This is a genomic window from Massilia niastensis DSM 21313 (assembly GCF_000382345.1).
GTDB lineage: Bacteria > Pseudomonadota > Gammaproteobacteria > Burkholderiales > Burkholderiaceae_D > Telluria > Telluria niastensis.
This window is the reverse complement of the sequence record NZ_KB908174.1, coordinates 1-11,644: the sequence shown is the minus strand read 5'-3', so window position 1 is coordinate 11,644 and position 11,644 is coordinate 1. Positions and strand designations below refer to the sequence as shown.

General features: G+C 67.7%; 13 protein-coding genes and 1 pseudogene. 9 read left to right on the top strand and 5 right to left on the bottom strand.

Annotated elements, in window-relative coordinates:
• Nucleotides 1–246 (top strand): annotated as a pseudogene (locus tag H162_RS0128780) (IS1595 family transposase); the annotation flags it as partial.
• A gap of 36 nt (nt 247–282) precedes the next feature.
• Here the strand turns inward: H162_RS0128780 and H162_RS32280 are convergent.
• A complete protein-coding gene (locus H162_RS32280; protein WP_156885854.1) occupies nt 283–474 on the bottom strand; it encodes a hypothetical protein in 192 nt (63 codons plus the stop codon).
• A 347-nt stretch (nt 475–821) separates the two neighbouring features.
• Here H162_RS32280 and H162_RS0128770 point away from each other — a divergent pair, with 347 nt between their 5' ends.
• The 6 genes from H162_RS0128770 to H162_RS0128745 are packed head-to-tail and all read left to right on the top strand — an operon-like array spanning nt 822 to nt 6,804.
• A complete protein-coding gene (locus H162_RS0128770; protein WP_020656937.1) occupies nt 822–1,688 on the top strand; it encodes an STAS domain-containing protein in 867 nt (288 codons plus the stop codon).
• Nucleotides 1,689–1,696: 8 nt separating this feature from the next.
• The gene (locus tag H162_RS0128765; RefSeq protein WP_026355235.1) at nt 1,697–2,053 is read left to right on the top strand and encodes an STAS domain-containing protein; all 357 of its coding nucleotides are present in this window, start codon (nt 1,697–1,699) and stop codon (nt 2,051–2,053) included.
• Complete coding sequence (locus H162_RS0128760; protein ID WP_020656935.1) at nt 2,053–2,520, top strand: anti-sigma regulatory factor; 468 nt, start codon at nt 2,053–2,055, stop codon at nt 2,518–2,520. The genes H162_RS0128765 and H162_RS0128760 overlap by 1 nt, the downstream gene beginning before the upstream one ends.
• On the top strand, nt 2,508–3,536 hold the full coding sequence (locus tag H162_RS0128755) for an ATP-binding SpoIIE family protein phosphatase (RefSeq protein ID WP_020656934.1): 1,029 nt from the start codon (nt 2,508–2,510) through the stop codon (nt 3,534–3,536). The genes H162_RS0128760 and H162_RS0128755 overlap by 13 nt, the downstream gene beginning before the upstream one ends.
• On the top strand, nt 3,533–4,912 hold the full coding sequence (locus tag H162_RS0128750; RefSeq protein WP_020656933.1) for a sensor histidine kinase: 1,380 nt from the start codon (nt 3,533–3,535) through the stop codon (nt 4,910–4,912). The genes H162_RS0128755 and H162_RS0128750 overlap by 4 nt, the downstream gene beginning before the upstream one ends.
• A complete protein-coding gene (locus H162_RS0128745) occupies nt 4,909–6,804 on the top strand; it encodes a response regulator (RefSeq protein ID WP_020656932.1) in 1,896 nt (631 codons plus the stop codon). Before H162_RS0128750 ends, H162_RS0128745 begins: the two co-directional genes overlap by 4 nt.
• 23 nt (nt 6,805–6,827) lie before the next feature.
• Here the strand turns inward: H162_RS0128745 and modC are convergent, their stop codons facing one another.
• The 3 genes from modC to modA are packed head-to-tail and all read right to left on the bottom strand — an operon-like array spanning nt 6,828 to nt 9,342.
• Entirely contained in the window at nt 6,828–7,904 is a 1,077-nt protein-coding gene (modC, locus tag H162_RS0128740; RefSeq protein ID WP_020656931.1) for a molybdenum ABC transporter ATP-binding protein, read from the bottom strand.
• Nucleotides 7,901–8,593, bottom strand: coding sequence for a molybdate ABC transporter permease subunit (modB, locus tag H162_RS0128735; RefSeq protein WP_020656930.1), 693 nt, complete (start codon nt 8,591–8,593; stop codon nt 7,901–7,903). Before modB ends, modC begins: the two co-directional genes overlap by 4 nt.
• The gene (gene modA / locus H162_RS0128730; protein ID WP_020656929.1) at nt 8,590–9,342 is read right to left on the bottom strand and encodes a molybdate ABC transporter substrate-binding protein; all 753 of its coding nucleotides are present in this window, start codon (nt 9,340–9,342) and stop codon (nt 8,590–8,592) included. Before modA ends, modB begins: the two co-directional genes overlap by 4 nt.
• An 82-nt stretch (nt 9,343–9,424) precedes the next feature.
• On the opposite strand from modA, the gene H162_RS0128725 reads away from it, so the two are divergent.
• Nucleotides 9,425–10,237, top strand: coding sequence for a TOBE domain-containing protein (locus tag H162_RS0128725; RefSeq protein WP_020656928.1), 813 nt, complete (start codon nt 9,425–9,427; stop codon nt 10,235–10,237).
• Here the strand turns inward: H162_RS0128725 and yghU are convergent.
• Nucleotides 10,234–11,073: a glutathione-dependent disulfide-bond oxidoreductase gene (gene yghU / locus H162_RS0128720; RefSeq protein WP_020656927.1), complete on the bottom strand. Its 840-nt coding sequence runs from the start codon at nt 11,071–11,073 to the stop codon at nt 10,234–10,236. The two genes, H162_RS0128725 and yghU, sit on opposite strands and share 4 nt — an antisense overlap.
• A gap of 382 nt (nt 11,074–11,455) precedes the next feature.
• On the opposite strand from yghU, the gene H162_RS0128715 reads away from it, so the two are divergent.
• The coding region (locus H162_RS0128715) for a transposase (RefSeq protein WP_026355234.1) at nt 11,456–11,644 on the top strand (189 nt) is incomplete at its 3' end.

Here is an 11,644-nt window from a genome sequence, read left to right as displayed (position 1 = left end):
GAAGCCGGCATCGCGCACCAGACCGTCAGCCTGCGCGCCGGCGAGCGGGTGCGTGGCGCCATCCACGTGCAGAACGTCAACGCCTACCACCGGCGTTTTCGTGAATGGCTGGCGCGCTTCCACGGCGTCGCGTCGCGCTACCTGCCCAACTATCTCGGCTGGCAATGGGCGCTGGACGGCGGACGTATCAGTTCAGCGGAACAATTGCTCAGGGCCGCGATCGGTCTCTTCCATACGCAAAGGTGACAGCGCCTTTTTCATTGGCGTGGTGAGGGGCGGGATTCAGGAGCGTCGCTTGCGCGGACGTTCGGCCGGCTCGACCGAGGTGACATCGATGGCCACCGGATCGCTGGCCGGAAACGATTCGTCCAGGGCTTCGTCCAGCGCATCGTCGTCATGCTGCTGCTGGTTCCGCTTGTCAGCGACAACGGCCCGGTTCTTCGGTTTGTCGGAGGGGCGCTGTTGCGTTTTCATATCGTTCTCCCGGAGCGAGTTCGCCATGCGATCCTGGATAGTCTAAGCCGCGATACCTGGCCCGGTATCGCGCAAAGGAGGGAGCCGCGCGCGCGCTCTTTCGCTTCCCACCGCGCCGAAGAAGTGCGCGCTCCTTTCTCTTTGCGCCAAATTTCTGTGCGCCAAGCCATTCGTGCGCGCCATTGACGAACTTCTAAGCAAAAATATCCTGACGACAATCGTGCCATGGCCTATCCACACATGGTGAGATGGTATAGTTGGTTGTTTAACAGAATATCGCCTGCACAGTCCGGTGCACACCCACGTGACGATGCGGCGCCATCAATAATTCGATAAGGAAACGACAGATGACCACGAAGGATTACGCAACCCGTCTCAGCCAGATGCTCCAGGAGCAGCAGTCGGCGATCGGCGCCGAGTGGCTGGGCCAGCTGGAAGCGTTGGCGGTGCGCGGTACGAGCGCCTCCCGCGAACAATTGCGTAACCACTGTCAGCAGTTCATCGCCGCTTTCGCGGCCGCCACCCGGGGAGGCGTGCTGGACAACACCGAGCACCGTTCATGGGATGAAGTGCGCGACCTGTTGAGCGAGATCTCCTCGACCCGCGCCAAGACGGGCTCGACCCCGAGCGAGACCGCCACCTTCATCTTCTCGCTGAAGCAGCCGGTGTTCGGCCACCTGCGCGCGGCGTTTGCCGACGAGCCGGACCTGCTGGCGTCGGCATCCTGGACCATCAACACCCTGCTGGACAAGCTCGGCCTGTACACGATCGAAGTGTTCCAGAAAGCCAAGGACCAGATCATCGTGCGCCAGCAGCAGGAGCTGCTCGAGCTGTCGACCCCGGTCGTCAAGCTGTGGAACGGCATCCTGGCGCTGCCGCTGATCGGCACCCTGGATTCGGCCCGCACCCAGGTGGTGATGGAAAACATCCTGCAGAAGATCGTCGACACCGGCGCCGTGATCGCCATCATCGACATCACTGGCGTGCCGACCGTCGACACCCTGGTGGCCCAGCACCTGATGAAGACCATCGCGGCCGCGCGCCTGATGGGCGCCGACTGCATCATCAGCGGCATCCGTCCGCAGATCGCCCAGACCATCGTGCACCTCGGCGTCAACCTGGAAGACGTGGTCACCAAGGCCACCCTGGCCGACGCCTTCCTGGTCGCGCTGGAGCGCACCGGCACCGCCGTCGTCAGCAAGCACGCCGCCTGAGATCGCGCATGGAACGGATTCCTATCTTGCGCATGGGCGACCTGCTCCTGGTGACGATCCAGGTCGACATGCATGACCGCCTTGCGATGACCCTGCAGGACGACCTGACCGAACGCATCGTGCGCGACAACGCCAAGGGCGTCCTGATCGATATCTCGGCGCTCGACCTGGTCGATTCCTTCATCGGCCGCATGATCAGCAACACCGCCGCCATGGCGCGCGTGCTCGACGCCAGGACGGTGGTGGTGGGCATGCAGCCGGCGGTGGCGATCACCCTGGTCGAGCTGGGCCTGACCCTGCACGGCGTGAAGACCGCGCTCAATGTAGAGAAGGGCATGGCCCTGCTAGGAAAGAGCTTCGGGTGATGATTGACGCGCATACCAATGCAGTCCTGTTCGAGACCGAACTGCTGGATAGCCACCGCCAGCAGCGCACGGCAAGGGTGACCCTGCCGCTGCGGTCGGACGAGGACGTCGTCGGACTGCGCAAGCAGGTGCGCGAACGTGCGGTGGCGATTGCGCTGTCGCTGGTCGACCAGACCAAGCTGGTCACCGCCGCCAGCGAACTGGCGCGCAACACGATCAAGTACGGCGGCGGCGGCGAAGTGCACCTGGACGCGCTGTCCGACGGTATCCGCAAGGGCATCGGCCTGATCTTCGTCGACGGCGGTCCGGGCATCCCCGACCTCGACAGCGCGCTGCGCGACGGCTTCACCACCGGCGGCGGCCTCGGGCTCGGCCTGGGCGGATCGAAGCGCCTGGTCGACGAATTCGCGATCGACAGCCGCATGGACGAGGGCACGGCAGTCATGGTGGTCAAATGGAAACGCTGATCAGCTCGCTCACCCGGCAGAGCGTGCTCGCGATCACCCATGCCAGCGACGTCGCCGCCGCGCGCCGCGCGGGGCAGAAGCTGGCCGACTCGCTCGGCTACAGCGAAACCCGCGCCGGCCAGCTGGCGCTGATCATCACCGAAGCCGCGACCAATATCCTCAAGCATGCGGGCGAGGGAGAAATCCATCTCGGCCCGGCGCAGTCGGCGGCCGGCGTCGGCATCGACGTGCTAGCGCTCGACAAGGGTCCGGGCATCCACGACCTGGCCTACAGCCTGACCGACGGGGTCTCGACCGCCGGCACCGCCGGCACCGGCCTGGGCGCGCTGCGCCGCCTTTCCGACGAGTTCGACGTGTATTCGGAGCGTGGCGGCGGCGCGGTGTTCTTCATGCGCCTGTGGCGCGACCTGCCGCCGCCGGACCCTTGCGGCGTCGAGGTCGGCGCGCTGTGGGCGCCGATGGCGGGCGAGGACGAATGCGGCGACGGCTGGGCGGTGAGCTGCGGCCGGCGCGGCGCCACCCTGCTGGCGGCGGACGGGCTGGGACACGGCCCGGAAGCCGCGCGCGCGGCCGCCGCGGCGATCGGCGCGCTGGAAAAGCGCCCCGGAAGCCAGGCGGGCGAGCTGGTGCACGCGACGCACGAGGCGCTGCGCATCACGCGCGGCGCCGCGCTGGCGGCGGCGCGCATCGACTTCGAACATGACGAACTGCGCTTCGCCGGCGTCGGCAACATCGGCGGCTGCGTGATCGACGGCGCGCGCCGCGCGCTGGTCTCGCACAACGGCATCGTCGGCCACAACATGCGCAAGGTCCAGGAGTTCGCCCTGCCGTTCCCGCCGGGCGCCTTGTGCATCATGCATTCGGACGGGATCCAGACCCAGTGGGGCCTGGAACGCTATCCCGGCCTGGCCGGCCGCAGTCCGGCCCTGATCGCGGCCATCCTGATGCGCGACTACATCCGCCGGCGCGACGATGCGCTGGTGCTGGTGGTGCGCCGCCACGGAGTCGCCGGATGACCGTCCAGCGCATCCTCAGCGTCGGCCTCGACCGCGACCAGGACGTGGTGCTGGTGCGCCAGCGCGCGCGCCAGGTATCGGCCCTGCTGGGCTTCTCGCAGCAGGACCAGGTGCGGATCGGCACCGCGGTATCGGAAATCGCGCGCGGCGCCTGCCACCAGGGCACGGGCGGGCGCGCCCTGTTCCAGCTGCGCGAGATGGGAGCGCGCCAGCACCTCGAGATCCTGGTCAGCGCCGGCAATGGCCCGCGGATCGCGATGCCGTCGGCGCCGTCGGCGCCCGGCGACGCCCAGGAGTCGCTGCACGAGCTGGCGATCGTCACGGCGCACCGCCTGATGGATGCCTGCGAGGTCGATCCCGGCCTGGCGGGAGCGACCACGGTCACGGTGCGCAAGGCGCTGCCGCCTTCCGAACGGGTCGGATCGGCCAGGCTGGCCGAGATCGGCGCGCGCCTGGCCGAGAGCCCGGTGTCGAACACGCTGCACGAGCTGCAGCTGCAGAACCAGGAGCTGCTGTCCACCCTGGCCGAGCTGCGCGAACGCCAGGACGACCTGCTGTCCCTGACGCGCGAACTGGAAGACACCAACCGCGGCATCGTGGCGCTGTACGCCGAGATCGAGGACAAGGCCGAGCGCCTGCGCCTCGCCGACGAGATGAAGTCGCGCTTCCTGTCGAACACCAGCCACGAGCTGCGCACCCCGCTGTCCTCGATCCGCGCGCTGGCCCAGCTGCTGCTGGACCGCATGGATGGCGACCTCACCGTCGAGCAGGAACGCCAGGTCCAGTATATTTCCAAGGCCGCCGCCGACCTGTCCGAGCTGGTCAACGACCTGCTCGACCTGGCCAAGATCGAGGCCGGCAGGGTCGAGCTGCAGATCGAACCGGTGGTGGTCGAGAACCTGTTCCGCGCCCTCAAGGGCATGATGCGTCCGCTGGTCGACGAAGCCCGCGTCGAGCTGCTGTTCGAGACCTCCGGCATCGACGAGCCTTTCCTGTCGGACGAGGGCAAGATCGCCCAGGTCCTGCGCAACTTCATCTCGAACGCGCTCAAGTTCACCGAGCACGGCTCGGTGCGGGTGCTGGCGGAGCTCGACCAGGAGGCCGACACGATCTCCTTCGCGGTGACCGACACCGGCATCGGCATCAGCCCGGACAACCTGCAGCTCATCTTCGAGGAGTTCAGCCAGATCGAGCATCCGCTGCAGCGGCGCAGCAAGGGCACCGGGCTCGGACTGCCCCTGTGCCGCAAACTGGCCGACCTGCTCGGCGGCCGGGTCGACGTCGCCAGCGCGGTAGGCGTCGGCTCCACCTTCACGCTGACTGTGCCGCGCCGTCCGCCGGCGTCCCCGACGGCCAATGATGGAAACGAATCATGAAAGCACACTCGACCCAGATCCTCAACGTTGACGACAACGACGGCGCCCGCTACGCCAAGACGCGCATCCTGCAAAGCGCGGGATTCCAGGTCACGGAAGCGGCCAACGGCACCGACGCGCTGGAGATCGTCAAGCGCTCCGTGCCGGCCCTGGTGCTGCTGGACGTCAAGCTGCCCGACATCAACGGCATCGAAGTGTGCCGCCGCATCAAGGCCGATCCCGAAACCTGCGGCGTGCTGGTGCTGCAGACCTCGGCCGCGCTGACCGGCCGCGCCGACAAGATCCGCGGCCTCGAGGGCGGCGCCGACAATTACCTGGCGGCGCCGATCGAGGCCGAGGAACTGGTCGCCAACGTGAATGCGCTGCTGCGCATGCGCCAGACCCAGGTCGACCTGCGCGACAGCGAGGAGCGCTTTCGCCAGCTGACCGACAACATCGACGACGTGTTCTGGATGTTCTCGGTGCCGGACCGCGCGCTGCTCTACGTCAGCCCGGCCTATGACGCGATCTGGGGCCGCAGCGCCGAGGCGCTCGGGCAGGATCCGGCCGGCTGGCTGGAGGCGGTGCACCCGGATGAGCGGGCGCACATGACCGCGTGCTGGGAAGCGCTGGTGCGCGAGCCGCACTATGACGAGGAATTCCGCATCAGCGGCCTTGATGGCCGGACGCGCTGGGTGCGCGACCGCCTGTTCCCGGTGCGCGATGCGCGCGGCGAAGTCTACCGGGTGGCGCGCGTGACCAGCGACATCACCTCGCGCCGCGAGATGGAAGCGCTGCTGCGCGCCGCCGACAGCAACAAGAACCAGTTCCTGGCCACCCTGGCGCACGAGCTGCGCAATCCCCTCAGCCCGATCCGCAACGCGGCCGCGCTGCTCGGGGCGGCGGGCGAGGCGTCGGGCGAGCGCCAGGCGCGCGCGCGCGAAGTCATCACGCGCCAGGTCGACCACCTGGCGCACCTGGTGGACGACCTGCTGGATGTGGCGCGCATCTCGGAAGGCAAGATCGTGCTGCGCAACGAGGAGGTGGACCTGGGCGGCGTGATCGGCCAGGCGATCGAGACCGCCGCGCCCCTGATCGCCTCGCGCGGCCACCATCTCGAGGTGGTCAAGCCGGACGGGCGGATCTGGGTCGCGGGCGATCCGGTGCGCCTGGCCCAGTCGGTCGGCAACCTGCTGCACAATGCGGCCAAGTTCACGCCCACCGGCGGCGAGATCACGCTCACGGTCAGCCTGCGCGAGGACGGGCGCGTGTGCATCGCCGTGCGCGACAACGGCATCGGCATCGCCGAGGACAACCTGTCGCGCATCTTCGGCATGTTCGCCCAGGTGGCGGTGCCGCCCGACCGCGCGCCGGAAGGGCTGGGCATCGGCCTGTCGCTGGTGTCGCACCTGCTCGACCTGCACGGCGGCCACCTGTCGGCGACCAGTCCGGGCATCGGCCTGGGCAGCACCTTCACGGTCGAGTTGCCGGTGCTGCGCGTGACCAGGGCCGCCCATCCGGAGCAGGCAGTGGAGGCCGAGCCGGACACGGACGGCGGCGGCATGCGCGTGCTGCTGGTGGACGACAATGTCGACGCCATGGAGATGATGGGCTTCCTGCTCGGGGAAATGGGCTACGAGGCCTATACCACGGCCGACGCCAGCCAGATCGAAATGCTGGCCGCGCGCCACAAGCCGAGCGTGATCGTGCTCGACATCGGCCTGCCGGGCGTGGACGGCTACGAGGTGGCGCGCCGCATCAAGCAGAACCCGGCGCTGGCCAGGATCCGGCTGGTGGCGCATACCGGCTACGGTTCGCCCGAAGACCGCCGGCGCGCGCTGGAGGCGGGCTTCGATGCGCACCTGGTCAAGCCGGCCGAGCTGGCCGACCTGGAAAGGGCGCTGCGCGGGTAGGGTGGGCGGCTTTTGCCGACCACCTACGCCAGCAGCGCCACCCCCTTCACCTGCGCCCACAACCGGCTTCCAGGCGCGATGCCCAGCTCGCGCCGCGAATGCTCGGTGATGCGCGCCAGCAGCGCGCTGTCTCCCACCTGCATCCGCACCAGCACCTGTCCCTCCGCGCCGCCGGCGCCGACCTCGCTCACCACCACCGGCAGGATGTTCACGATACTGGTCCCCCGCGCACGCTCCAGGGTCAGGCTGACGTCGCGCGCATGGATGCGGCAGCGCACCCGGCTGCCGGGCGCTTCGCGCCGCTGGCTCACATACAGCATGCCGCCGCCGAAGCGCAGCCGCGTCAGTCCGTGCGGCTCGTGGCCGTCGACCACCGCATCGATCACCACGCCCGCATCCTCGTCGAAGCCCGGCGCCAGGTCGATGCGCGCCAGCGTTTCCACCAGCGGCCCGCTGGCCGCCACCCGGCCGCCCTCGAGCAGCACCAGGTGGTCGGCCAGGCGCGCCACCTCGTCCGGGGAGTGGCTGACATAGACGATCGGCAGCGCCAGTTCGTCGTGCATGCGCTCCAGGTAGGGCAGGATTTCCAGCTTGCGTTTCAGGTCGAGCGAGGCGAGCGGCTCGTCCATCAGCAGCAGCCTGGGCGAGGCCAGCAGGGTGCGCGCGATCGCCACGCGCTGGCGCTCCCCGCCCGACAGGTGGGCGGGGCGCTGCTCCAGCAGGTGCGCGATGCCGAGCAGCTCGGCCACCGGCGCCAGTTCGAAGCGCCGTTCGCCCGGCGCGATGCGCGTCAAGCCGAATTCGAGGTTGCCGCGCACGCTCAGGTGGGGGAACAGGCTCGCTTCCTGGAACACGTAGCCGACCGCGCGCCGGTGGGTCGGCACGAACACGCCGCGCGCCTCGTCCTGCCAGGTCTCGCCGCCCACGGTCACGCGCGCGCCGGGTGCGCGCTCGAGGCCCGCCAGCACGCGCAGGCAGGTGGTCTTGCCGGAGCCGGAATGGCCGAACAGGGCGGTCACGCCGCGCTCGGGAAAGTCGAGGTCGACATCGAGCACGAAAGCGCCGCGGTCGATGCGAAAGCGCGCCTGGATGCCGCTCATCGGCGGATTCCCTTCATCGATTGCGGATAGACGGTATACAGGGCCAGCAGCACCACGAAGCTGAAGGCGAGCATGCCGCCCGCCAGCCAGTGCGCCTGGGCGTACTCCATGGCTTCCACATGGTCGTAGATCTGGACCGAGACCACGCGCGTCCGGTCGGGGATGTTCCCGCCTATCATGAGCACCACGCCGAACTCGCCGATCGTATGGGCAAAGCCGAGGATGGTGCCGGAGACGAAGCCGGGCCTGGCCAGCGGCACCACCACCGACCAGAAGCTGTCCCAGGGAGTGGCGCGCAGGGTGGCCGCCACTTCCAGCGGGCGCTCGCCGATCGCTTCGAAGGCGTTGTGCAGGGGCTGGACCACGAAGGGCAGGGAATAGAACACCGAGGCGATCACCAGGCCGGGAAAGGTGAAGGCGAGCGTGCCCAGGCCCAGCGCGCCGGTCAGGCGGCCAAGGGGGCCATCGGGCCCCATCGCCAGCAGCAGGTAGAAGCCGAGCACCGTGGGCGGCAGCACCAGCGGCAGCGCCACCGCGGCGCCGACCAGGGTCTTGGCGCGCGAGCGGGTGCGCGCCAGCCACCACGCGAGCGGCGTGCCGATGAGGAGCAGCAGTCCGGTGACGACCGATGCCAGCTTGAGCGTGAGCGAGATTGCAGCCAGGTTGCCGGCGTCCGCCGCCAGGATCATGTTTCGTAGCCGAAGGAGCGGATGATGGCCTTCGCCTTGTCCGATTTCAGGTAGGCCATCAGGGCCCTGGCGGCGGGATTGTCCTTGCCTTTGGCAAGCACGACCGCGTCCTGGAGGATCGGGTCGTGCAGGCTGGCGGGCACGACCCAGGCCGAGCCGGAGGCCAGCTTGCCGTCGCGCCAGACCTGGGCCAGCGCCACGAAGCCGAGTTCGGCGTTGCCGGTGCTGGCGAACTGGTAGGCCTGGGCGATGCTTTCGCCCTGCACCAGCTTGCGTTCGACCCTGGCCATCAGGCCGAGCTTGTTCAGCACCGTCACCGCGGCCGCGCCGTAGGGCGCGGTCTTGGGGTTGGCGATCGCGAGGTGGTGGTAGTCGCCCGCCTTGAGCACGTCGCCGCGCGCATCGACATAGCCTTCCTTGGCCGACCACAGCGCGAGGCGGCCGACCGCATAGGTGAAGCGGGTGCCCGCCACGGCCTGGCCTTCGCGTTCCAGCCTGGCCGGGGTGTCGTCGTCGGCCGACAGCAGGATCCCGAACGGCGCGCCGTTGCTGATCTGGGCGTAGAACTTGCCGGTGGCGCCGAAAGCGAGCCGGGCCTTGTGACCGGTTTCTTTTTCGAACTCAGCGGCAATTTTCTGCATCGGAGCAGTAAAATTGGCCGCTACGGCGACCTGGATATCGTCGGCGCTGGCCCTTGCCGCGCAGGCGAGTGAGGCGAGTGAGGCGAGCAGGAAGGCGAGGTGTCTCATGATCTCTCCAAGCAGTCGGAATGCGCTATATATGCGAGTATATAACGAAGCCGTGATCGTTAGGCAATACGGAGAATGTTTAATGGATGAGGACGGCAAGAATATCGCCTTGCAGGGCAAGCTCTGGATGTCGATCGGCGGTGAGAACCTGGGCGGTACAAACCGGGTCGAACTGCTGGCGCGGATCGGGCAGCTCGGCTCGATCACGCAAGCGGCCAAGGCTGCCGGCTTGAGCTACAAGGCGGCATGGGATGCGATCGATACGATGAACAATCTCGCGGGCGAGCCGCTGGTCGAACGGCTTACCGGCGGCAAGGGCGGCGGCGGCACGCGCCTGACGCCTCGCGGCCGGCAACTGGTGGCGAATTTCCAGATGATCGAACAGGTGCACAATGATTTTATCGAGCGGCTCAACCGGCAGGCGGGTAGCCTGGCGGACGACCTGGCCTTACTGGGGAGATTCAAGATGAAGACGAGTGCACGCAACCAATTCTTCGGCACCGTGTCGCGGGTGCGGCAGGGCGCCGTCAACGACGAGATCGAACTCGAGACCCCGGGCGGCCAGGCCATCGTCGCCATCGTGACGCGCGAGAGCGCCGAGAACCTCGGCCTGGCGGTGGGGCGGCAGGCCTTCGCGCTGGTGAAGGCCTCGTCCGTGATCGTGATGACGGACGGCGAGGGCGCGCGCCTGTCGACGCGCAACCAGCTGCGGGGCCGGGTGGCGCGCCTCATGCGCGGCGCGGTGAACAGCGAAGTGGTCATCGAACTGCCCGCCGGCGGCAGCGTGGCCGCCACGATCACCAACGAGAGCCTGGATGTGCTGGGCCTCGCGGAAGGCGTCGAGGCGACCGCCCTGTTCAAGGCCTCGAGCGTGATCCTCGGGGTGCCTGCCTAATCCAGGTCGGAGGCATCGTGCCGTTCGGGCACCTGGCTGGCTTCGTCGCCGCGGATGCGGTTGACGCGCTGGCCGCGCCGCACGGCGGGCCGGGCGGCGATGTCTTCGGCCCAGCGGTTCACGTGCCGGTAATCCTGCGCCGACAGGAATTCGGCCGCCGAATACAGCCGGTTCTGCACCAGGCCGCCGTACCACGGGTAGACGGCGATGTCGGCGATCGTGTAGTCGCTTCCTGCCAGGTAGCGCTGGCCGGCGAGGCGGCGATCGAGCACGTCCAGCTGGCGCTTGGTCTCCATCGCGAAGCGGTTGATCGCGTACTCGAACTTCTCGGGCGCATAGGCATAGAAGTGGCCGAAGCCGCCGCCGACATAGGGCGCGGACGCCATCTGCCAGAACAGCCAGTTGAGGGTCTCGGTGCGCGCCGCCGGATCCTTCGGCAGGAAGGCGCCGAACTTCTCGGCGAGGTAGAGCAGGATGGCGCCGGACTCGAAGACCCGGACCGGCTGTTCGCCGCTGCGGTCGAGCAGGGCGGGGATCTTGGAGTTCGGATTGACGTCCACGAAGCCGCTCGAGAACTGCTCGCCTTCCTGGATCCTGATCAGCCAGGCGTCGTACTCGGCGCCGGCATGGCCGAGGGCGAGCAGCTCTTCCAGCATGATGGTGACTTTCTGGCCGTTCGGCGTGCCCAGGGAATACAGCTGCAGCGGATGTTTTCCGATTGGCAGCTCCTTGTCATGGGTGGGGCCGGCCACCGGGCGATTGATGCTGGCGAAGGCGCCGCCGGACGGGGCGGGCTGCCAGACGGCTGGAGGGACGTAGCTTGTGGTGTCGGTCATGCGGAATCTCCACGCGTGGTTGGAACGGGCTGCATTGCAGCGAAGTCTCGCATTTTGCCACCGCCTGCGCACTCATGCAGGACGAGGGAGAGAACGCCCATCCGCACACCAACGGTCTTTCAGGCGCAAATTCGCTGCTAGGGTCAGAGTCGAATTGTTCATTAACATTCTCACTATTCACCATAATTCAACTCTGACCCTAGTTATCCGCCGGGCAATTGGCCAATAATTTGACTCTGACCCCAATTATTTTGAGCCTGTTTTTGGACCCGGACGCGCATTTTTGTTTACTTGGGTTAAGGAAGCACTGATTTAATCGGCGCCACTCCACGGCAGCGAGCTCAGCTGGCACAATAGCGCATCCAATGTTGGCATGTACCTGATGAAGCAATCGACCTTTTCCGACGCCGAGTTCGCCCAGAAGAAGAAGCAGACACGACGCGACCGCTTTCTCGCCGAGATCGAGGCCGTGACGCCGTGGGCGACATTGGTCGCCGCGCTGCTGCCGCACTATCCGAAGGGTGATGGGCGGGGCCGTCCGCCAGTTGGACTGGAGCGCATGCTGCGAATG